Raw genomic sequence first — 23,066 nt, 5'->3', positions numbered from 1 at the left:
ATGCACCCGGCGAAAGCATTCGTGCAGCACTTCAGGCGCCGGGGGTCAGCGCGCTTTCCAGAACAAAACACACAACAGCATCCGGTCGGAACCGGGTGCATCACGTCGGTGGCACTCGAAGGGCTTCACGCTTCTTCCCCGACTGATTCAGCCAGTCGATATCGACACGCCGCAGAAACCTCCTGAATCACTGTGTTGCGCGAGGGCTCGAGCTTCCCGGCTCCATGCGCAGCGAACATGTCGCCCGCGCACGCGGCCTGGTCATCGACCGCGTGCGTTTGACACTACACGCTATTTGGAGATTGTTGTGGATGCATGGAGAGAAGACGTCATGACGACGTTGTCGCGCGCGCTGAGCTTCGACGATGTATTCGAAATCGTTGCCGCACAGGCACGCGCGCTCGATTTTGAAATGTGCGCCTATGGCGCACGCGACCCGTTACCCGTGACGCGGCCCACGTTCCGTACACGCAATACCTACCCGGAATCCTGGCAACAGCGCTATATCGAGGGAAACTATTTCGCACGCGACCCCGTCGTCCGTTACGGGCTGATCTATACGTCACCGCTTGTATGGCCTGTCGATGCGTGCGCCGATGAATCATTCTGGGAGGAAGCGAAGGCGCATGGGGTTGCGCACGGCTGGTCGCAGCCCATCCGCGACAAGCACGGGCGCATCGCGATGTGGAGCGTCGCGCGCAGCGCGGACCCGATTTCGGATCTCGAACTTGCCGCCACGGAAAGCCGGCTGATCTATCTGGCGCACGCCGCTCACGCGGTGAATTCGCGCCTGGTCGACGCGCCTGCAGCCGCGATGCAAATGGGCCCGTTCACCACGCGCGAAAAGGAAGTGCTGAAATGGGCCGCTGACGGGAAGACCGCGCTGGAAATCGCTTCCATTCTTTCCATCTCGGAGCGAACCATCACCTTCCACATGCAGAACATCATGGAGAAACTCAACTCGGTCAATAAGACACAAGCGATCGTCAAGGCCGTGTTGCTCGGCATCATCTACTAATCACAAACGGCGCGATTCGGTCTCCCGTACCGGTTGCCGTCACAACGGCATGCGTGTCTGAAGCGCGTGCATGCACGCTGCAGGTATAGCCGCATGCGGAACCCGTCCGCCGCTCCGGTGTCCGGCATCATGCCGGCGCCGGCTATGGTGAACGCTTGCGCGCCGTGCTCCGCATCGACGATTCGACCAGCCGTCACAGTCCATTACGCACGTGATCGAGCAGCGCCTGCAGCGGATGACGCACCTGCCGCGCGGACATGCGCTTCACCTGGCTCCGACACGAATAGCCGGTCGCCAGCGCTTCGCCCTGCGCTTGCGGCGCATCGACATGCGCGGCCCACGATTGTGCATAGATCGTCTTCGATGTCTGCAGGTTGCGCGCCTCGTGCCCGTAGGTCCCCGACATTCCGCAGCATCCGGTCGCCTGAACCGTCAGCCGCAACCCGCGGCGCGCGAACACCTGCGCCCAGTGCTTGCCGCTGTCCGGCGCGTTGGTCTTCTCCGTGCAATGCGGCAGCAGCCGGTACGCTGCCGAAGGGTCGGCGGCGCCCGCGCCGGCTTCCGGCAGCGCGTGCAGCAGCCACTCCTGCGGCAGCGCGACCTTCGGCACGTCGGCCAGCCCCGTCACCTTCAGGTATTCCTGCCGATAGGTGAGCGTCATCGCCGGATCGAGGCCGACGAGCGCGACACCCGAGCGCGCGAGCGCCGCCAGTTGCGTCGCGTTGCGAATCGCCGCCTTCTCGAACGCGCGGAGAAAGCCCTGCACATGCAGCGCCTTGCCGTTCGGCGCGAGTGGCGCGAGCCACACCTGGAAGCCGATGCGCGCGGCCAGCTCGATCAGCGTCGCCAGTTGCTCGGTGTCGAAATAGCGCGTGAACGTGTCCTGCACGATGACGACGCTGCGCATGCGCTGCGCGTCGCTCAGCGCGGCGAGCGCGTGCGGATCGGCCGGCCGAACGTTCCACCGCCGGATCACGGCCGCGAGATCGAAGCGGCTCAGGAGCGGGCTGTCGACCATGCCGACGTGCCGCTCGAGCAGCGTGCGCACCCAGCCGGCACGCATCAGCCCGTTGTACAGCGCCGGCACGCGCGCCATCCACGGCATCGTGAATTCGAGCGAGCCAATCAGGTAGTCGCGCACCGGCCGCAGGTAGCGCTGGTGATACAGCTCGAGAAAGCGCGAGCGGAATTCGGGCACGTTGACCTTGACCGGGCACTGCCCCGCGCACGATTTGCACGCGAGGCAGCCGGCCATCGCGTCATACACCTCGTGCGAGAAGTCGGCTTCCCCGTTGCGCGCGGCGCGGCTGTTGCGCCAGCGGGCCGCGAGACCGCGCAGGAACGGCTGCCGCGCACGCGCCGCCGCGACGACGTCGATGCCGGCCTGTCCTTGCAGGCGCAACCATTCGCGCATCAGCGACGCGCGCCCCTTCGGCGACTGCACCCGTTCGCGCGTCGCCTTCCATGACGGGCACATCGCATCGTCCGGATCGAAGTTGTAGCACGCACCGTTGCCGTTGCAGTGCATCGCCGTGCCGTAGCTCTGCCACACGCGCTCGTCGATCTGCCGGTCGTGTTCGCCGCGCGTGGGCACCTCGTCGATCTTCAGCAGCCGCAGCGTATGGTCCGGCGGCGTCGCGATCTTGCCCGGGTTGAACTGGTTGTGCGGATCGAATGCGGCCTTCAGCTGCTGCAGCGACGGATACAGCTCGCCGAAGAACGCCGGCGCATATTCGGAGCGCACGCCCTTGCCATGCTCTCCCCATAACAGGCCACCATGCCGCTGCGTGAGTTCGGCCACCGCGTCCGACACCGGCCGCACCAGTGCGGCCTGCTTCGGGTCCTTCATGTCGAGCGCCGGACGCACGTGCAGCACGCCCGCGTCGACGTGGCCGAACATCCCGTACTGCAGCCCGTGGCCGTCGAGCAGCGCGCGGAATTCGGCGATGTACGCGGCCAGGTTCTCGGGCGGCACCGCGGTGTCCTCGACGAACGGCTGCGGGCGCGCCTCGCCCTGCACGTTGCCGAGCAGGCCGACCGCGCGCTTGCGCATCGCGTACACGCGCTTGACCGCCTCGTCACCGGTCGCGAGCGTATGGCCCAGGCGCTCGACGCTCGTATCGGTGCGCAGATGCTCGACGAACGCACGCACGCGCGCATCGACCTCCTCAGCATCATCGCCGCTGAATTCGATCAGGTTGATGCCGAGCGTCGGACGCGCTTCGTCCTGCGGGAAATACTCGGCCACGCTGCTCCACACGAAATCCTTCATCGCGAGCATCAGCACCTTCGAGTCGACCGTCTCGATCGACAGCGGCTCGAGCGCGAGCAGCGCGCGCGCATCGCGCAGCGCGTCCATGAAGCCGGCGTAGCGCACGTTCACCAGCACCGACACCTTCGGGATCGGCAGCACGTTCAGCTTCGCCTCGACGACGAAGCCGAGCGAGCCTTCGGCGCCGCACAGCACGCTGTTCAGGTTGAAGCGACCGTCCGGTTCGCGCAGGTGCGCGAGATCGTAGCCGGTCAGGCAGCGATTGAGCTTCGGAAACTTCGCGTCGATCAGCGCGGCTTTTTCGTCGCTGATGCGGCGCGCGGTGCGATAGACCTTGCCGACCCGGTCCTGCCGCGCGCAGCGGCGTTCCAGCTCGTCGTCCGCGAGCGCATCGCTGTGCAGCTGCTCGCCGCCCATCAGCACGAAGTCGAGCGCGAGCACGTGGTCGCGCGTCTTGCCGTACGTGCAGCTGCCCTGCCCGCTCGCATCGGTGTTGATCATCCCGCCGACCGTCGCGCGGTTCGACGTCGACAGCTCCGGCGCGAAAAAGAGGCCATGCGGCTTCAGCGCGGCGTTGAGCTGATCCTTGACGACGCCTGCCTGCACGCGCACCCAACGCTCGTCGGCGTTGATTTCGAGGATCCGGTTCATGTTGCGCGACAGGTCCACGACCACGCCGTCGGTCAGCGACTGCCCGTTGGTGCCGGTGCCGCCGCCGCGCGCCGCCACCGCGACGTCGCGGTGCGCGGGGTCGGCCAGCAGCCGCGCGACGAGCCGCACGTCCTCGGCATGCGCGGGACAGATCACCGCCTGCGGCAGACGCTGGTAGATCGAGTTGTCGGTCGCCTGCACGGTCCGGTTCGCATGGTCCGCGCGGATTTCGCCGGCGAATCCGGCGGCCTGGAGGGCGGCGAGAAAGTCGCGGTAATGGCCCTCGGGCGGGCTGACGGGACGGGGCAACGGAGCGATCGACATGGGATGAAAGCGCGAGATGGACGGAGGCGCTGCGCGGTCTCGATCAGAAACATGAGTTTTGAGCAAGATTCCACGCCACGCGGAAATCCAGTATCTTGCGAATCAGCGCGAGAAACAAACGAATTCTCTCCCGGCAAAACTTGCATAAAACTCATGAATTACCGTCGCCTGACCCCGTCCATGTCGCTGTTGCTGGTGTTCGAGGCCGCCGCGCGCCACGAAAGCTACACGCGCGCGGCCGACGAGCTGTCGCTGAGCCAGAGCGCGATCAGCCGGCAGGTGCAAACGCTCGAGGATCAGCTCGGCGTGTCGCTGTTCCGGCGTGAGGGCCGCTCCGTGAAGCTGACGGAAGTCGGGCGGCGCTACTTCGTCGAGCTGAGCGGCGCGCTCGGGCGCATTCGCGGCGCGACGCTGCAGGCGATGTCGCACCAGGCCGGCGCCGGCACGCTGCGGCTCGCGACGCTGCCGACCTTCGGCTCGAAATGGCTGCTGCCGCACCTGCACGACTTCTATGCCGCGCATCCGGGCGTGACCGTGCACCTGCATTCGCGGATCGGCGGCATCGACTTCCATACCGACGATCTCGACGCGGCCATCACCGTCGGCTCGGGCGACTGGCCCGGCCTGCACGCGCACCGGCTGTACAACGAGTTCCTGATCGCGATCGCGAGCCCCGATGCGGCCGGGCGCCGCAAGGCCGGCCCGCGCGCGCCGGCATGGGCGGTCGGGCAGACGCTGCTGGGCGTGACGAGCAATCAGCACGCATGGGCGGAATGGTTCTCGCACTTCGGCCTCGATCATCGCGAGATGCGGATCGGCCCGAGCTTCGAGCTGACGTCGCACCTGATCCAGGCTGTGCGGGCCGGCATGGGAATCGGCCTCGTGCCGAAGGTGCTGGTGGAAGACGAACTGAGCCGCAACGAGCTCGTGTCGATCGGCGACGCGATCACCAGCCAGCGCAGCTACTACCTCGTGTACCCGCCGGAAAACGACACGCTGCCGTCGCTGGTGGCGTTTCGGGAATGGCTGCTGAAATCGTGCTGACGCGATCACGTACGCCATTCATCCAGAATCTGCTCGGCCAGGTAGTCGCACGGCGGCCGCGCGGACTTGGCGCTGCGCGCCAGCACGACCTCGAGTTCGCCGAGCGACGGCAGCCCGTGGCTTTCCGACAGCTGCACGAGATGATCGGGAATGCAGCAGCGCGCGAGCGGCGCGACCGCGAGCCCGGCCTCCACCATGCTCAGCAGCCCGAGGTGGCTCGGGCTTTCGTACGACATCCGGTACGGGATCTTCCGCCGGTTCAGCGCCTTGACCGCGTGATCGCGCGCCATGCTGCCGCCGTGCGTGAAAAACGCCACCGGCAGCGGCCGCTCCTCCCACACGTTGCGCTTGGGTGAGCCGACCCAGACGAGCGGCTCCATCCGGATCAGCTCGCCGGTCACGCCCTTGATGCGCGTGAGGCACGCGAGGTCGACGGTGTTGTCCTTCAGCATCGGCACGAGCGCGCTGCTCGGCTGGCCGATCACGCGCACTTCGACGCGCGGATGCATCGCCGCGAACTTGCCGAGCACCTGCGGCAGCAGCGACGAGATGTAGTCGTCCGGCACGCCGATCGTCACGCGACCGCGGATCTCCGGCCGCACGACCGACGCCCACGCCTCGTCGCGCATCGCCAGCATCCGGCGGCCGTATTCGGCGAGCATGCGGCCGTCGTCGGTGGCCGTGACGTTGCGCGTGTCGCGGATGAACAGCGGCTTGCCGAGCGCATCCTCCAGCGCCTTGATTTGCATGCTCACCGCGGACGGCGACCGGTGCACGGCCTGCGCGCCCTGCGCGAACGATCCGGATTCCGCGACGGCCACCACCATCGCGAGTACATCGAGGTCGAGCTTTTTCATGGCAATTCAGAAAAACTGATTAATCGATTCAGTTTATCCCGTTTTACTGCCTACCTCCATGATCGGACAATGAACCCCGTCAGCACTCATTCGATGCAGGAAGCGAACAACATGCATACGTCCGGATCGCTCTACGGGTTTCTCGTCATCGGCGGCATGCTCGCGGTCACGCCGGGGCCGAACATGCTCTACGTGATGTCGCGCTCGATCGCGCAGGGGCGTGCGGCCGGGCTCATTTCGCTCGCCGGCGTGATGATCGGCTACCTGTTCTACATGTTCGGCGCGGCGTTCGGCATCACGACGCTGTTCATGAGCGTGCCCTATGCGGGCACCGTGCTCGGCGTGGTGGGCGCCGCCTATCTGCTCTACCTCGCATGGCAGGCCGTGCGGCCCGGCGGCCGTTCGCCGTTCGAGGTGCGGACGCTGCCGAACGAGCAGCCGCTGCGGCTGCTCGCGATGGGCGCGACCACCAGCGTGCTGAATCCGAAACTCGCGATGCTGTTCGTGTCGCTGCTGCCGCAGTTCATCGATTACCGGCAGGGCAGCGTGTTCGGCCAGTCGCTGTTTCTCGGTTCGTTGTTGATCGCGGTGTTCGCTTCCGCGAACGGGCTGGTCGCGATCTGCTCGAGCAGCATCGCGACGTTCCTGCGCGGACGTCCGGCGCTGCTGCTCGCGCAGCGCTGGGCGATGGGCGTCATCCTCGGCGGTCTCGGCGTGCAGATGCTCGTCGAGGCGTCGAGAATGGCGGATGTCGCGTAACGCGCTCGGCGGGTCGCGGATCGGCCGAAGCGCCGGCCCGCACGCGCCGCCCGTCGTGCGGCAGCGCTCGTCGATGGCCGGCGACACGTATCGCCGGCCATCGCATTCACACGCTCGGGCAGTCCCGGGCGATCGCAACCGGCCGCCGCACAGCCGCCCGCATCACACGGCAACCGCCTGCCGCCGCGCTTCGAGCTCGCGCACGAGCGGCAGCACGCGCTGGCCGAAATACTCGACTTCCTCGATGAAATGCAGGAACCCGGCGAGCACGAGATCGACGCCGATCGCCTGCAGCGCGACGATCCGCTCGGCGATCTGTTGCGGCGTGCCGATCAGGTTCGTGCGGAAGCCGTCGTTGTACTGCACGAGATCCTCGAACGTCGACTTCGCCCAGTTGCCCTCGCCTTCCGGCGATGCGCTGCCGGCCTGTTTCACTGCGTCGCCGAACGCATGCACGGCCTCGACGTGCGCGTGCCGGATGATGTCGTCGAGCACGGCCCGCGCCTCTTCCTCGGTGTCGCGCGCGATCACGAACGCATTGACGCCGATCCGCACGCGATGGTTGTTCGCGGCGGCCTTCGCGCGGATGTCGTCGATCTGCGCCTTCAGGTTCTCCGGCGTATTGCCGTTCGTGAAGTACCAGTCCGACACGCTCGCCGCGTTGTCGCGCGCCGCGCGCGAGCTGCCGCCCTGGAAGATCTCCGGATGCGGCTTCTGCACGGGTTTCGGGCTCAGCGTGTAATCGTTGAAGCGGTAGAAGTCGCCCTTGAACGTAAAGTTGTCCTGCGTCCAGATACCCTTCAGCGCCTGGATGAACTCCTTCGAGCGCCGATAGCGTTCGTCATGCTCGAGCCACGGCTCGCCGATCGCGGTGAATTCGCCCTTGAACCAGCCGCTGACGACGTTGATCGCGATGCGTCCATTCGAAATATGGTCGATCGTCGCGAGCTGCTTCGCGACCACGGCCGGATGCCACGGCCCCGGCAGGATCGCGGCGAGCACCTTGAGCTTCGTCGTCGCGTGCAGCAGCGCCTGGCTGAACGAGACCGATTCGTGCTGGTATTCGGCGCCGTAGCCGGCCGTGAAGCGGATCTGGCTCAGCGCGTAGTCGAAGCCGGCCGCCTCGGCCGTGCGCGCGAGCTTCTGGTTGTATTCGAGACTCCAGTCGGTACGCTGCTCGATCGTGCTGACGACGAGGCCGCCGCTGACGTTCGGCACCCAGTACGCGAATTTGACGCCATCGGCCGAAGGTTCGTGAATGCTCATGAAAGGTCCTGATCGAAGGGGAAAACGGGTTACGCAGCCACGGCGGCGAGTGCGCGCGGCCGCAGTTGCGGCACCGCACGGTCCACCGCGAGCGCGATGCGGGCGCGCAGCGCGGGGTTCGCGATCTCATAGCCGTCGAAATCGCTTTCGGCCGCGTACACGCCGATCGGCAGCGTGCGCGCCTGGAAGAAGCTGAACAGCGGCCGCAGCTGGTGATCGATCACGAGCGCGTGGCGCTCGCTGCCGCCGGTGGCCGCGAGCAGCACCGGCACATCGACGAGCGACTCGTGATGCGCGAGGTCGAACAGGTGCTTGAAGAGGCCGGTGTACGACGCGCGATACACGGGGCTCGCGACGATCAGCGCATCGGCCGTCTCGATCGCGCGGATCAGCGCTTCGAGATCGGGTGGTACCTGCGCGCGCTTCAGCGCGCCGGCCAGCCGGTTGCCGATCTCGCCGAGTTCGATCAGCCGCGTGTCGATCGGCAACGCGTCATCGAGCGCGGCAACGATCGCGTTCGTCAGCGCCAGCGTGCGTGACGGTCGTTGCAGCCCGCCCGACAGGGCGACTACGTTGAGGGTGTTGCTCATGCCATGCGTTCCCCGTGGTCGAGCGGCGCGCTGTCGCGCCGATACGGTGCGAGGGTCGCAAGGAGCGTGCCATTGTCGACGGTGGCACGACCGTCCGATCATCTGCATCACGAAGTTTTCCTCGATCGCCCGCCAGGTATGGGGTACGCGGCCAATTGAGCAGCCGTGGCAAGCGTTCCAGGAAACGCCTCACATCGATATTCCCCAGCGAGATGAACCGGCGGAAACAGCGTTGCTGATGCGCTGCTGCTCAATCAGCAGTTTGGCGCGCCGCGCGCGTCCAATCGCAGCGAACACGATGACGTCGAATCCGCTGTCGCCGCAACGCGCTCGCGCGTCGCTGCATCCTGCGCAGCAATGCCGCTTTCGTTATCAGAAATCGATGCTTCCCGCGCGACGCAAAACACGGAACACTCTGCTGACCAGGCGGCAACCGGACCGCGGCGCCCATCGGCGCGGGTCCGCCCGTTCGAACGACTCACGCCTTCATCGCCATGACCTCCCTGTTTGCAACGCCGCGTCCGGTCAATCTTCGCATCGTCACCGCTCAGCCGGACGAATCGCGCACACGCTCGCGCGGCGCGCCCATTCTCACTGGCTCGGCGCATCAAGCGACGGATCGCACCCGTGCACACGTGTTCGTCGATCCGCGTTCGCTCGCGCTGCTTGAACGCGTGCGGCGCGTCGCGCCGAGCGACGCGAACGTGCTGATCGCCGGCGAGACCGGCACGGGCAAGGAATTGATCGCGCGCCGCGTGCACGACGTCAGCCATCGCGGCGACGGACCGTTCGTTGCCGTGAACTGCGGCGCGCTGTCCGACACGCTCGTCGACAGCGAACTGTTCGGTCACGAGAAAGGCGCATTCACGGGCGCGGTCGGCGCGAAGCCCGGCTGGTTCGAAGCCGCGAACGGCGGCACGCTGTTTCTCGACGAGATCGGCGACCTGCCGCTGCCGATGCAGGTCAAGCTGCTGCGCGTACTGCAGGAGCGCGAGGTCGTACGGCTCGGCTCGCGCGCGAGCATCCCGATCGACGTGCGCGTGGTGGCCGCGACCAACGTCGACCTGGAGCAGGCGGTGGCGGCCGGACGGTTTCGCGGCGACCTGTTCTACCGGCTCAATGTCGTGCGGCTCGACGTGCCGACGTTGCGCGAACGTCCCGGCGACATCCTGCCGCTCGCGCGCCACTTCCTGGACACATACCGCGGCCGCCTCGGCCACGGGCCGCGCAGCATCGATCCGCGCGCGGCGCGCCGGCTCGAAGCGCATCCGTGGCCCGGCAACATCCGCGAACTGGAGAACGTGATGCATCATGCGGTGCTCGTGAGCCGCCACGATGCGTTGCAGGACACCGACCTGAACCTGTCGTCGGCATGCGCACCGGTCACGGGCGCGCGGGAAGCGGCGAGCCACGCGCCCGCTCAGGAGGCGCTCGAACTGGCGCTGTGCGCGCTGTTCGACGACGCGCACGAGAACCTGTTCGAGCGTATCGAGGACACCGTGATGCGCGTAGCGTTCGACTTCAGCCACCGCAACCAGATCCAGGCCGCGCGACTGCTCGGCATCAGCCGCAATGTGCTGCGCGCGCGGCTGATTCGCGCGAAGGTGATCGCGGCCGTCAAGTAAGAGGAAGCGCGCGGCGACACGCAGTGCCGCGCTTTCGCGATGCGGATAACGCTCGCGCCGAGCCTGCCACGATCCCTGCTGCGGCGTCGACCGACGCGAGCGAGGCGGCACACGCGACGCCGCCGCGGCGAGCGACGGTCAGCGAACCGAGCGGCATCAGGCCAAGTCCCGACAACAAGCCGCGTTGCAGCCCCACCCCGCCCGAACCGCTCGACCCGCCATTTGCCGCCCCGTTCCGCACGGCCGTGACCGAAGCGCCGCCGACCAAGCTCATGACGAGCCCGGGAATCGGCGCGACGCTGTTATCGTTACATTCGTGCTACGAATGCATCACCCGTAACGCCGACTCTGCTGTGCGCGTCGCCTATCGTTTACAGCACGCCGCCCGGCCGGCCTCCGTCCCATCGTCAGGAAACCGTCGCCATGAAAAAACTCGTGAACCACCCGTCCGATGTCGTGCGCGAAATGCTCGAAGGCATCGCGCGGCAGTCGCCGCATCTCGCGATCCTCGGCGACGAGCACGTGCTCGTCCGCCAGCCGCTGCCCGAGCCGTCGCAGCGCCCCGTCGCGATCCTGTCCGGCGGCGGCAGCGGCCACGAGCCCGCACACGGCGGCTATGTCGGCGAAGGGATGCTGAGCGCGGCCGTCTGCGGTGAAGTGTTCACGTCGCCGTCGACCGACGCCGTGCTCGCCGCGATCCGCGCGAGCGCCGGCCCGAACGGCGCGCTGCTCGTCGTGAAGAACTACACCGGCGACCGCCTCAATTTCGGGCTGGCCGCCGAGCTCGCCCGCGCGGAAGGCATTCCGGTGGAGACAGTGATCGTCGCCGACGACGTGTCGCTGCGCGGTCGCGTCGCGCGCGGGCAGCGGCGTGGAATCGCGGGCACCGTGCTGATCCACAAGCTGGCCGGCGCGGCCGCCGCGCGCGGGCTGCCGCTTGCCCGCGTCGCGGCAATCGCGCGCGACGCGGCGGTCGACCTCGGCACGATGGGCGTCGCGCTCGACGGCTGCACGATCCCCGGCGCCGGGAAATCGGGGTTCAGTCTCGCCGATCACGAGATCGAGCTCGGCCTCGGCATCCACGGCGAGAAAGGCGTCGAACGCACCGCGCCGCTGCCGGCCGACGCGCTCGTCGACACGCTGCTGTCGAGCATCGTCGCCGATCTCGTGCTCGATCGCGGCGAACGCGTCGCGCTGTTCGTCAACGGTCTCGGCGCGACGCCGGACATGGAGCTGGCGATCGTGCTGCGCGCCGCGTACGACAACCTGAGCCGGCGCGGCATCACGGTCGCGCGCGCATGGGCCGGCACGTTCCTGTCCGCGCTGAACATGCCCGGCTGCTCGATTTCGCTGCTGCGCTTGAACGACGAACGCGCCGCGCTGCTCGACGCGCCGACGCAGGCGCGCGCGTGGCCCGGCGGCGGCGCGGTCAATCCGCAGATTCATCTGGCCGCGGCGGCCGCGCACGACGAGCCGCTGCCGCCGCTCGATGCGGCCGGTCGCGCGTGGGCCGCGCGGCTGCAGCCGGCGCTGCATGCGGTCGCGCAGGCGTTGATCGACAACGAAGCGACACTGACGGAACTCGACACGGCCGCGGGCGACGGCGATCTCGGCGCAAGCATGCATCGCGCCGCGCAGGCGATCCTTGCGTTGCCGGAAGCCGCGTTCGGCACGCCGGCCGGTACGCTCGCGGCGCTGGGCGCCGCGTTGCGCCGTGCGATCGCCGGCAGTTCGGGACCGTTTTATGCGACCGCGCTGGTGCGCGCGTCGCGACGCCTCGCCGCCACCGACGATGCCGACGCGACCGCCGAGCCGTCGGCGCGCGACTGGGCCGCGGCGTTCCGTAGCGCGGTGGATGCGATCGGCGAACTCGGCGGCGCGCGCGCCGGCGATCGGACGATGCTCGACGCGCTGGTGCCGGCCGCCGCTGCGTTCGACCGCGCCCTCGACCATGATCGCGATCCCGCGAGCGCATGGGCGGCCGCAGTGGAAGCCGCGGAACACGGTGCGCAGCAAACGGCCGGCATGACGCCGCGCGCCGGGCGGGCGAGCTATCTCGGCGAACGCGCGATCGGCACGCCGGATGGCGGCGCGGTGGCGGTCGCGTGCTGGTTGCGCGCGTTGCTGCCGCATATTCGCTAGGCACCGATCCGGGCGATGCGCCGGCCTGCCGGGCCACCGCATCGCCGCATCCTCGTCCACGGCACGGGGGAAAACCCCAATCCCCAATATCGTCCTATGACATCCGGCCTCGCTAATTGGCGGGATTACTTTGATCCTCGTCGGCGCCCGCCCGGGCGCATGCTGATAACGAGGATCCCTCATGCGATACGTGCCATCGTGGACTTCCGTTTCCCCCGCCGCGTCCGTCCCGGACGAGACGGCTTCCCGCGGCGACGAGCCGCACTGCCTGCCGCGGGTCGCGATCGCGGCCGCCGCCCTCGGCAACGCGACCGAATGGTTCGATTACGGCATTTACGCGTACGGGCTCGCCTACATCTCCGCGGCGCTGTTTCCCGGCAACACGGCCAGTGCGACGTTGTTCGCGCTCGGCACCTTCGCCATCTCGTTCCTGATCCGCCCGCTCGGCGGCCTGTTCTGGGGCCCGCTCGGCGACCGCCTCGGCCGCAAGCGGGTGCTCGCGCTGACCGTGCTCACGATGTCGGGTGCAACCCTGCTGGTCGGCTTGCTGCCGACCTACGCGACGGCCGGCTGGCTCGCGCCGGCGGCACTCATCGTGCTGCGCATGGTGCAGGGCTTCTCGACCGGCGGCGAATACGGCGGCGCGGCGACCTTCATTGCCGAATACGCACCGGATTCGCGCCGCGGCCTGTGCGGCAGCTTCCTCGAATTCGCGACGATTGCCGGGTTCTCGCTCGGCGCGCTGCTGATGCTCGGCTTCGCGCTGCTGCTCGGCGACTCGTCGATGCACGCATGGGGCTGGCGCCTGCCATTCCTCGTCGCGGCCCCGCTCGGGCTGATCGGCTTCTACCTGCGTTCGCGCCTCGAGGAAACGCCGGTGTTCCGCGAGCTCGAGGAGCAGGCGCAGCGGCGCGAGCAGAGCACCGCCGCCACCGCGCTGCCGGTCGGCCAGCTGCTGGTGCGCTATGCGCGGCCGCTGCTGCTGCTCGGCGGGCTCGTCGTCGCGTTGAACGTCGTCAACTACGTACTGCTCGCGTACATGCCGACCTACATGCACAAGGAACTCGGTGTCAGCGAGAACATGTCGCTGCTGATTCCGCTGATCGGCATGCTCGCGATGATGGTGCTGCTGCCGTTCGCCGGCTGGCTGTCGGATCGCGTCGGCCGCAAGACGATGTGGTGGATCTCGCTCGTCGGGCTGTTCGTCGCGGCCGTGCCGATGTTCACGCTGATGACGCACGGCGTGCTCGGCGCATTCATCGGCTTCGCGGTGCTCGGCCTGCTGTACGTACCGCAGCTCGCGACCATTTCCGCGATGTTCCCGGCGATGTTCCCGACCCACGTGCGGTATGCGGGCATGGCGATCGCATACAACGTGTCGACGTCGCTGTTCGGCGGCACCGCGCCGATCGTCAACGACTGGCTGATCGGCAAGACCGGCAATACGATGATTCCCGCGTACTACATGATGGCGGCCTGTGCGGTCGGGCTGGTTGCGCTGGCGGGCGTGATCGAGACGCGCGGGTGTTCGCTGCGCGGGGACACGGTGCCGGGGCGAGCGGGCTGATACGCGGCTGATCGGCTTCCCATAAACGGCATCCTTCGCATCGCCCGCCTTCCGGCAACGGACGGCGGGCGATGCTCATTCCAGCAGTACATCCACTTGCTGCGCGGCGTGAGGTCGTTTCGCGTGATCCACGGAGACGGCCACTCGAGTCCCGCATCGCGCAGCACGCCGATGCCCTCTATCAGCACCACGCGCACGGCCATCACGGGGAGCAGGTTTCGCTTGCGCCCGGCAGCGATTAACATCACTGCACTTTCCGTGGATGAGCCTGACCATGAACGATGCTCAAGACAAGGGCACAACCTCCATCAGCCTGGTACGTGAGGCCATTCTCGTGGCGACACAGCGGAATCTCGATGTGTCGGCCGTCCTGCAGCACGCTGGAATCGCAGCGGAATTGTTGAATGCGCCGAGAGCCCGCGTGCCTGCGCTGGCCTTTTCGCGCCTGTGGGCGGCGCTGGCCGACTTGATGGACGACGAGTTCTTTGGTCTCGACAGCCACCCACTGCGCCGGGGCAGTTACGCGCTGATGTGTCACGCGGTGCTGCATTCGGACAATCTGGAGCACGCGCTGCGTCGCATGCTGAAGTTCCTGCGTGCCGTGCTCGACGACATTCACGGCGAGTTGCGCTGCGAAGGCGAGCATGCGGTGATCGTCCTGCATGACGATGGACGCACACGCCGGCTCTTTGCCTACGGCACGTGGTTCATCCTCGTGCACGGTTTTGCATGCTGGCTCGCGCGCAGACGGATTCCGCTGATCGAGATGAGGTTTCGCGCGTCGGCGCCAAGCGATGACAGCGACTACCGCATGCGCTTCTGCGAGGACGTGACGTTCTCCGCGGACGAGACCCTGATCCGGTTCGATCGCAGTTTCCTCGACCTCAAGCTGTCCGGCACGGAAGAGAGCCTGCGTGCATTCCTGGAGAATGCACCGGCCAATATCCTGGTCAAGTATCGCAATGAATCGAGCACGACGGCCCAGGTGAGGCGCCGACTCAGAAACCAGGCCCCCGACGACTGGCCGGACCTCGACGCGCTCTCGCGGTTGCTGAATCTATCCGCGGCCACGCTGCAACGCCGCCTGCTAGCCGAAGGCACGAACTACCGGCAACTGAAAGACGAATTGCGCCGTGACATCGCAATCGAGTTGTTCTCCAGCACTTCCCTGACGGTCGCCGAAGTCGCGGCAAGGACTGGATTTCAGGAAGCCAGCGCTTTTCACAGGGCCTTCAGGAAGTGGACGGGGGCCAGCCCGGGAATGTACCGCCACGGTAAGACGAACGCTTGATCGTAGGTCCGAGCGGCCGAAAGCCTCGAGCCTCGTTTCCAAACGAGCATTGCGCAAGAGCATGGCTGCCGAGGCAACGCAGGCCAAGCCGTGCAACCGGTGAATCGCGCGCGGACGGGCAGCGCCGATGCCGCATTCCGCTCAGGTTCCCTGGGCAGCCAACGCACGTAGCACCGTGAAAACCCGCCGTGTCCACAGACCTCACGCAAACTGAGGTCGGCGGGCATGGATTGGTGTGCCACCCAGGCTGACACTGCAACCGCGTTCGGCAAACCAGAACAAGCCTCGCGCCCGGTTGCGCGGCGTAACCGGAGTTGGCTCCGCGAAAGCCCCGCGCTTGATAAACGCCGCAAGACAAGCACTCGCTTACTCGGGCCGCAGTTTTCCTTTCAACCCGCTGCCCAATCAGCGGCGAGAAGAGAAGAATTGCCCTCGACGAGCAGCGCATTGCGGTAGCAAAAATATATGGAGACGAGAATGAGAACCCGGTTCAGCACCCGCCGAAGCTCGGCTATTTTGAGTGCGCTATTCGCAGCATCAGCCGTTACCGTATCGGGCTGCGGCGGCGACGACGCCGCACCGGCAAACGCCACGGCCGTGACGGCAGCCGCGAAGTGCAGTGCGTTGGCTGGCACGACCGTTCCTGCCAGCTCGATCGGGTTGCCGACCACCGGTGCGACTGTCGTGTCCGCGACGCTCGTCGCCGATACCGCTTCTGGTAACCGCAATGGTGAGTACTGCAAAGTGCTTGGCACCATTCACCCGGTCGATTTCAATGCACCCGATATTCGGGCGGAAGTGGATCTTCCGACCAACTTCAACGGAAAAGCGGTCCACTTTGGCGGCGGCGGATTTGACGGCACCATTGCCGATACCGAGGGTTCGCCCGCCGACGGATTCCTGGCGGGGGCAGAGCCCGCTGGTGTCAGTACGCCGTTGCGCAGGGGCTACGTAACGATGGGGAGCGACAGCGGGCATGAGGGAAACGCGCTGGACGGTTCGTTTGCGGCGAACGACGAGGCACTTGCCAACTACGCAGGCGACCACATCAAGAAGACGCATGATTTCGCAGCCTTCCTCGCTAAGGCACGATATGGGTCGGACTTCGTGCATAGTTATTTCATCGGCGGCTCGAGCGGCGGACGACAAGGCTTGATCGCCGCGCAACGCTTCCCGCACGACTACGACGGCATCATTTCCACCTATCCCGCGTCGGGAATTACTGGGCTGTGGTTGCAGATGGGCAGGATCTCGCGATCTCTGCTGGCGCCCGGCGGATACATCACGCCCGCCAAAGGCAAGGTCGTGCTCGCAGCGGTCATCAAGCAATGCGACGCGCTGGACGGTGTGACCGACGGCATTATCAGCAACCCGGCTGCGTGCGTGTTCGATCCGGCAGCGATTCGCTGCTCGGGCGGCGGCGACACCGGCGACAGTTGCTTGTCGGACGCGCAAATCAATACGCTGAACACCGCCGGCACACCGCTCGACTTCAGCTTCGATCTGGCAAACGGAATTCACACCTTTCCGGCATATAACGCGTTCTCCGGTGCGGACTTTTGGTCGACTCCGCTGGCCTGGGGTAGTTCCGCCGCCGATGCGACGGTCGAGCCCGGGGTCGTCGGCAAGACCGCATTCTTTTACGCGTTTCCCAATGACATGCTCCGGTTCGCGGTCGCTCGCGACGCTGCCGCCAGCATTCTGAATTTCAATCCTGCGAACCCGGGCTCATTGACCTCGCGCGTCCAGGCAGTCAGCGCGCTCATGGACAGCACCGGCACCGACTTGAGTCAATTTCAGAGCCGTGGCGGCAAGATCATTCTCCAGCACGGACAATCCGATCAGTTCATCCCGGCGCAATTGTCGATCGATTACTACAACAGGCTGGTATCCCGATTCGGGCAGGGGCCGCTCAGTCAATTTCTGAAGTTCTACCTGGTTCCGGGTGCAGCCCACAGCTTCGGCGGACAATTCAATGGTTCATATGACGGCCTGACGGCATTGGACAACTGGGTGACGAAAGGAATCGCGCCCAAAGATCTCACCATTACCGACCTGACTCCGGCAACAGCCGGACGTACCCGCCCGCTGTGCGAATACCCGCAGTGGCCGAAATACATCGGGGGCGACCAGAATCTGGCGGCGAGCTTCTCGTGCTCGAACTAGTGCGGTTCGCAGTGCGCGGCAATCGGCTGTGCCGGGCGGTTGGCTTCCGCCCGGAGTGATCCGCGCTGACGCAACCGGGTCCGCACGTTCCAGCCCGATTCAAATCACTACCCGCGTTACGCCCGTACTCAAACGAATAGATGAATAGCGCCGTGCGATGCGGACCGTCGCACGGGGCACGGTTTGTCCGCGGGACTGTGGCAATCCATCGTCAAGAGAAGCGATTTCTCCAACTCGCTGCCGCCGGTGCCGTAACACCGCAAACGTCGGTGTCCGGCGACCTCATTCAGGTTGAAGTTCACGGACATGGACTGCGAATCGCGCCCGTCTGACACTGGCTGCAACGCGCGCGCATTTCAATGCACGACATTAAATCCAAGGAGACGACATGAACCAGATAGACGTGTACTCACTCGCCGGTCGGGCCAGATTCAATGGCTTTCATGCCCTTGTGCTGTTCTGGTGTGTCCTGATGTTGATACTCGACGGCTACGATCTTGCCGTCGTCGGCGCGGCGCTGCCGTCGATCATGAAGGACATGCACATCGACGCGACCAGCGCGGGCATCATGGCTGGCTCGACGCTGTTTGGCGTCATGCTCGGGGCCATTTTCCTCGGCACGCTAGCTGACCGTTTCGGACGACCAACTATGATGTGCGTTTGCGTGGCGCTGTTCAGTCTGTTCACCGCGGCCGCCGGGTTGACGAGCGATCCCGTCAGTTTCAGCGTCACGCGCTTCGTCGCCGGCCTGGGCATTGGCGGCGTGTTGCCGATCGTCACCGCGCAGATGGCGGAGTTTTCGCCCAATGCGTTGCGAACCCGCTTGGTCACGCTGGTGTTCGCCGGATATTCGATTGGCGGAATTCTGGTGGCGCTGACCGCGAAGCAGCTGATCGGCAGCTACGGCTGGCAATCGGTCTTTTTCGCCGCGGGCCTGCCCGTCCTGCTGATCCCGTTCATCATCAAGACAATGCCCCATTCAATGGTCTTTCTGATCAAACGCGGCCGGCACGACAAACTGCGCGCGGTGCTGAAGCGGTTGGTGCCCGACTATTCGTCGAGCGGTCAAGAGCAGTTTGCGGGAGGTTCGTCAGACAAAGCCCAGGACGCCTCGGTGCGACGCCTCTTCCAGGACGGGCGCGGCTTCAGTACCTCGATGATCTGGGTTGCGTTCATGACGGGCCTCTTCATGGTCTACGCGCTCAGTTCGTGGTTGACCAAGCTGATGGCCATGGCCGGATATAGCCTCGGCTCGGCGTTGAACTTCGTGATTGTGTTCAACGTCGGCGCCATCGCCGGTGCGATCTTCGGCGGCTGGCTCAGCGACAAGGTCAACATCAAGCGCGTGCTGATTGCGTTTTACGTCGTCGGGGCGGTTGCGCTGTCACTGATGGGCTACACGAAGTCGACCGTATCGTTGTTTGTCGTCGTATTCGTGGTCGGCGCATCGACGCTCGGTACGCAATTGCTTGCGTACGCGTATGCCGGTGACTTCTATCCCCATGCGATCCGGTCTACGGGTGTCGGCTTTGCTTCCGGCGTGGGCCGGATCGGCGCGATCGTGGCGCCGGTGCTCATCGGTTGGCTCGTGTCCTTGAAGCTGCCGCTCGAGCAGAATTTCATGGCCATCGGCCTGGCGGGCCTCGTCGGCGCGGCGGCGGTGACGCTGATCAACCAGACACGTGCCGACTCGCATCGCTCGAACAGTGCGCCTGTTGTCGCGGTTCAGGGTAGCGCCGGCAGCTGACGCTTCTGCATCGCAACTCGATCGCCGACATGCTTGCGAACAACACGGCTCGTATGAGCTCTACCTCAGCAAACACCACATGGCTCAGTGCAACGCACCTTTCAATGCCGGTATCGAAATGGACCGCCTTTCTCCTCCTCCGTTGAACACGTTCGCCGACGTGGCCCACGCCGTCGATTGGGCGCTCGTCACGCGGCGCAGCGTCCGTGCTTTCCTGCCCACGCCGGTTCCTCGCGAGCACATCGAGGCCATCCTCGACGTGGCGCGCTTCAGCGCAACCGGCGTCAACATCCAGCCGTGGCATGTGCATGTCGTGACCGGCGCGACGAAGTCCCGCCTGTCTGCCGCCATCAACGAGATCAATGACGATCCTGACCGCAGCTCCGACCTGGACGAGCCCTACGACTACTACCCGCGCGAATGGATCGCACCGTATGTGGATCGCCGGCGCGCGGTTGGCTGGAACCTGTATGGCTTGCTGGGCATCGAGAAGGGTGACAAGGAGCGCATGCACGTCCAGCACGGTCGCAACTACAACTTCTTCGACGCACCGGTGGGCCTGTTCTTCACGGTTGACCGGGTTATGCGTGAAGGCAGTCTGCTCGACACGGGGATGTTCCTGCAAAGCGTGATGATCGCCGCCCGGGCGCGCGGCCTCGACACCTGCCCGCAGGCGGCCTTCAACAAGTTCCACCGCGTCATCGCCAACGAACTGTCCATTCCCGACAACCAGATGTTGGTGTGCGGCATGAGCCTCGGTTATGCGGATCACGGCTGCATCGAGAACACGCTGGTGACGGAGCGCAGTCCGGTACGCGATTTCACCACTTTTTATAATGAATGAATGGAGACAACGTCATGAGTGCAACGGCCTATTCTCGTGGGCTCGAGAAGAACGCGGCAAACCACGTTCCATTGACGCCCCTGACCTTTCTCGATCGAACCGCCGACGTCTTTCCGAATCGAACCGCGATCATTCATGGCGACTTCCGGCAGACGTGGGCGAAAACGCGCGAGCGCTGCTATCGCTTCGCGTCGGCGCTCGTTCGGTTGGGGATCGAGCCGGGCGACACGGTGTCGATCATCGCGCCGAACACCCCGGCCATGCTCGAAGCCCACTTCGGCGTCCCGCTGTCGGGCGCCGTTCTCAATGCGATCAATTGCCGCCTCGACGCCGACGGCATCGCATTCATTCTGCGCCACGGCGAATGCAAGCTGCTGCTCGTGGATCGCGAACTGGCTCCCCTGGTCGCGAAAGCGTTGCAGTCGGTTCCCCATCCGCCACGCGTGATCGACATCAACGATCACGAAGCACCCGACGGCCCGGCCATTGGCGAAACCGATTATGAGTCGCTGCTGGCGAGCGGCGATCCGGAATTTGCCGGCCGCCGCCCGGCCGACGAGTGGACGCCGATCGCGTTGAACTACACGTCGGGCACCACCGGGGATCCGAAAGGCGTCGTTCCGAGCCATCGCAGCACCTATGTGATGAGCCTGTTGCAAATGACGAACTGGCCGCTCCCGCGTGCGCCGATCTACCTGTGGACGCTTCCCATGTTCCACGCGAACGGCTGGTGCTTCACATGGGCGATTACGTCAGCGGCGGGCACGCATGTCTGTTTGCGCAAGGTGAATGCCGCGAATATTCTCTCTGCCATCGCCAAGCACGGCGTCGATCATTTTTGTGCGGCGCCGATTGTTCTCGCAGGCATCGCGAGCGTGCCGCCGTCTGAGCTGCAGCCGTTGCCTCGTCGTGTGCGGGTTCTAACCGCCGGCTCGCCAGCGCCGGCAGCGGTGCTCGAGGCCGTCGGCGCGGTGGGTTTCGACGTCGACCACGTCTATGGCATTACCGAAATCGCCGGCACGCCGATCAGCTGTGCGTGGCACGACGAGTGGGATACGTTGCCGTCGGACCAGCAAGGGAAAATGAAAGCGCGACAAGGTGTACGCGCGGCGGCGTTCGAGAACATGTCGGTCGCCGATCTCGCGACGCTCGAACCCGTCCCCGCCGATAGCACGTCTTGCGGCGAAGTGCTGGTCCGCGGGAATACGGTCATGATGGGATACTTCAAGAATGCCGACGCAACGGCAAAAGCGTTCGCCGGCGGCTGGTTCCACACCGGCGATCTTGCGGTCGTGCATCCCGACGGCTATATCCAGATCACCGACCGCTCCAAGGACGTCATCATCTCGGGTGGAGAAAACATTTCGTCCGTGGAAGTGGAGGAGGTCATTTATCGCATGGCAGGCGTGCTCAACGCGGCCGTGGTCGCTCAGCCGGACGACAAATGGGGCGAGACGCCTTGTGCGTTCATCGAACTGAAACCGGATGCCTCCCCCATCACCGAGCAGGACGTCATCCTGTTCTGCCGCGAGCGACTGGCGCATTTCAAATGCCCGCGTCGTGTGATTTTCGGCGAGTTGCCCAAGACCGCCACGGGCAAGATCCAGAAGTTCCGCCTTCGGGAGCAAGCGGGCAGCCAGGCCGCGATCACGAGGTTGGCGGGATAGCGCTGTTGGTCCGCTCGGCGCCCTGACGGGCGCCCGATTGTTGTCGCCCGGACAACATCATGTGCGCACACGCGGTGCTACTGGCATCCGCCGCTCTTTCCTACAATCGTTCACACGCTCGATCGACATGCGAGCGAAGCGAAGGACGCGACCTGCACGGTCGTGCTCGCGAACCGCGCTGCGCAGTGCGGCTTACCCCACATGATCAACAGGACGATCGACCATGAACAAATCCATCCGCAATGTACAGCCGGTTACCGCCCCCCTCGGCAACGAAGAGGCGGGCGAACTCGTCTCTTCCCGCTATGCGGTGCGCATCGGCGACGTCGATGTCGTGCTGATCAGCGACGGCGTTCTGCCGCTGCCGACCTCCACCATGTCGACCAACGTGAGCGAAGCGGACCGTAACGAATGGTTCGACGGCCGTTTCCTGCAACGCGACATGTTCGACTGGGCGCTGAATATCGCGCTCGTGCGCAGCGGCGAGCGCCTGATCCTGATCGACTCGGGCGTGGGCGACGGTTTCGAATACTTCACGCGCGCCGGCCGGTCCGTCATGCGTCTGGAATCGGCCGGCATCGACCTGGCCGCGATCACCGATATCGTGATCACGCACATGCACATGGATCACGTCGGCGGGCTGAACACCGATGGCGTCAAGGCACGGCTGAGCCCGGACGTGCGCATTCACGTAGCGGCCGCGGAAGTCGCGTTCTGGAAGAATCCGGATTTCAGCAAGACGGTGATGCCGGAAACCGTTCCGCCCGCGCTGCGCAAGGCGGCGGCCAAGTTCGTCGAGCTCTACGGCGAAAACATCGTGCAGTTCGACCGCACCGTGGAAGTCGCGCCGGGCGTGTCGGCGCGCGTGACGGGCGGGCACACGCCGGGACACTGCGTGGTGGACATCGCGTCGAAGGGTGAAAAGCTGACGTTCGTCGGCGATGCCGTCTTCGAAGTCAACTTCGACAATCCCGACTGGCAAAACGGCTTCGAACACGATCCCGAAGGGGCGGTCGACGTGCGTATCGCGCTGTTCAACGAAGCCGCCGAAACCGGCGCGATGCTGGCCGCGGCGCATGTGGCGTTTCCGTCGATCGGGCATGTCGCAAAGAACGGCGACGGTTTCCGCTTCGTTCCGGTAACGTGGGACTACTGAGTGATGCTCGGGTGACGACAGCCGACGTTTCCCGAATCGGCACCGGTCGATAGAAAGACGCCGCCGCACTTCCGTGCGAC

17 protein-coding genes are annotated in these 23,066 nt (G+C 65.6%); 12 read left to right on the top strand and 5 right to left on the bottom strand.

What is annotated here, in order from left to right:
• The first annotated feature begins 331 nt into the window (after positions 1-331).
• Complete coding sequence (locus BAMB_RS30120) at positions 332-1,018, top strand: autoinducer binding domain-containing protein (RefSeq protein WP_011660922.1); 687 nt, start codon at positions 332-334, stop codon at positions 1,016-1,018.
• A 193-nt stretch (positions 1,019-1,211) separates the two neighbouring features.
• Here the strand turns inward: BAMB_RS30120 and ydiJ are convergent, their stop codons facing one another.
• Positions 1,212-4,265, bottom strand: coding sequence for a D-2-hydroxyglutarate dehydrogenase YdiJ (gene ydiJ, locus BAMB_RS30115; protein ID WP_011660921.1), 3,054 nt, complete (start codon positions 4,263-4,265; stop codon positions 1,212-1,214).
• Between the two features lie 153 nt (positions 4,266-4,418).
• Here ydiJ and BAMB_RS30110 point away from each other — a divergent pair, with 153 nt between their 5' ends.
• Positions 4,419-5,309 carry a LysR substrate-binding domain-containing protein gene (locus tag BAMB_RS30110; protein ID WP_041491784.1) on the top strand — a complete coding sequence of 297 codons (891 nt, stop codon included), beginning with the start codon at positions 4,419-4,421 and terminating at the stop codon, positions 5,307-5,309.
• A 5-nt stretch (positions 5,310-5,314) separates the two neighbouring features.
• Here the strand turns inward: BAMB_RS30110 and BAMB_RS30105 are convergent, their stop codons facing one another.
• Positions 5,315-6,166, bottom strand: coding sequence for a LysR substrate-binding domain-containing protein (locus BAMB_RS30105; RefSeq protein ID WP_011660919.1), 852 nt, complete (start codon positions 6,164-6,166; stop codon positions 5,315-5,317).
• A 111-nt stretch (positions 6,167-6,277) separates the two neighbouring features.
• Between BAMB_RS30105 and BAMB_RS30100 the strand changes: the two genes are divergently transcribed.
• Positions 6,278-6,925: a LysE family translocator gene (locus tag BAMB_RS30100; protein WP_041491882.1), complete on the top strand. Its 648-nt coding sequence runs from the start codon at positions 6,278-6,280 to the stop codon at positions 6,923-6,925.
• 162 nt (positions 6,926-7,087) lie between these two features.
• Here the strand turns inward: BAMB_RS30100 and sfnG are convergent, their stop codons facing one another.
• Both sfnG and msuE read right to left on the bottom strand, forming a co-directional pair.
• Positions 7,088-8,191: a dimethylsulfone monooxygenase SfnG gene (gene sfnG / locus BAMB_RS30095; RefSeq protein WP_011660917.1), complete on the bottom strand. Its 1,104-nt coding sequence runs from the start codon at positions 8,189-8,191 to the stop codon at positions 7,088-7,090.
• 29 nt (positions 8,192-8,220) lie between these two features.
• The gene (gene msuE / locus BAMB_RS30090) at positions 8,221-8,781 is read right to left on the bottom strand and encodes an FMN reductase (protein ID WP_011660916.1); all 561 of its coding nucleotides are present in this window, start codon (positions 8,779-8,781) and stop codon (positions 8,221-8,223) included.
• Positions 8,782-9,275: 494 nt separating this feature from the next.
• Between msuE and BAMB_RS30085 the strand changes: the two genes are divergently transcribed.
• The 4 genes from BAMB_RS30085 (at position 9,276) to BAMB_RS30070 (ending at position 15,406) form a co-directional block, all read left to right on the top strand.
• Complete coding sequence (locus BAMB_RS30085; protein ID WP_011660915.1) at positions 9,276-10,406, top strand: sigma-54 interaction domain-containing protein; 1,131 nt, start codon at positions 9,276-9,278, stop codon at positions 10,404-10,406.
• Positions 10,407-10,829: 423 nt separating this feature from the next.
• On the top strand, positions 10,830-12,548 hold the full coding sequence (locus BAMB_RS30080) for a dihydroxyacetone kinase family protein (protein ID WP_011660914.1): 1,719 nt from the start codon (positions 10,830-10,832) through the stop codon (positions 12,546-12,548).
• Between the two features lie 181 nt (positions 12,549-12,729).
• A complete protein-coding gene (locus tag BAMB_RS30075; RefSeq protein WP_011660913.1) occupies positions 12,730-14,115 on the top strand; it encodes an MFS transporter in 1,386 nt (461 codons plus the stop codon).
• Between the two features lie 274 nt (positions 14,116-14,389).
• Entirely contained in the window at positions 14,390-15,406 is a 1,017-nt protein-coding gene (locus BAMB_RS30070; protein WP_041491880.1) for an AraC family transcriptional regulator, read from the top strand.
• A gap of 389 nt (positions 15,407-15,795) precedes the next feature.
• On the opposite strand, the gene BAMB_RS36050 is transcribed toward BAMB_RS30070, so the two are convergent.
• Entirely contained in the window at positions 15,796-16,077 is a 282-nt protein-coding gene (locus BAMB_RS36050) for a hypothetical protein (protein WP_227739261.1), read from the bottom strand.
• Positions 16,078-16,090: 13 nt separating this feature from the next.
• On the opposite strand from BAMB_RS36050, the gene BAMB_RS30065 reads away from it, so the two are divergent.
• From BAMB_RS30065 to BAMB_RS30045, 5 genes are all read left to right on the top strand, one after another.
• Positions 16,091-17,572, top strand: a complete 1,482-nt coding sequence (locus BAMB_RS30065) for a tannase/feruloyl esterase family alpha/beta hydrolase (protein ID WP_227739263.1) — start codon at positions 16,091-16,093, stop codon at positions 17,570-17,572.
• Positions 17,573-17,960: 388 nt separating this feature from the next.
• On the top strand, positions 17,961-19,319 hold the full coding sequence (locus BAMB_RS30060) for an MFS transporter (RefSeq protein WP_011660910.1): 1,359 nt from the start codon (positions 17,961-17,963) through the stop codon (positions 19,317-19,319).
• Positions 19,320-19,398: 79 nt separating this feature from the next.
• Positions 19,399-20,163: a nitroreductase gene (locus tag BAMB_RS30055; RefSeq protein ID WP_011660909.1), complete on the top strand. Its 765-nt coding sequence runs from the start codon at positions 19,399-19,401 to the stop codon at positions 20,161-20,163.
• Between the two features lie 14 nt (positions 20,164-20,177).
• On the top strand, positions 20,178-21,830 hold the full coding sequence (locus BAMB_RS30050; protein WP_011660908.1) for an AMP-binding protein: 1,653 nt from the start codon (positions 20,178-20,180) through the stop codon (positions 21,828-21,830).
• 223 nt (positions 21,831-22,053) lie between these two features.
• A complete protein-coding gene (locus tag BAMB_RS30045; protein ID WP_011660907.1) occupies positions 22,054-22,986 on the top strand; it encodes an MBL fold metallo-hydrolase in 933 nt (310 codons plus the stop codon).
• The last annotated feature ends 80 nt before the right edge of the window (positions 22,987-23,066 follow it).

The organism is Burkholderia ambifaria AMMD (assembly GCF_000203915.1).
In the GTDB taxonomy this organism is placed as follows: domain Bacteria; phylum Pseudomonadota; class Gammaproteobacteria; order Burkholderiales; family Burkholderiaceae; genus Burkholderia; species Burkholderia ambifaria.
Note: the sequence above shows the minus strand (reverse complement) of the source record. Positions and strands in the feature narration are given on the sequence as shown.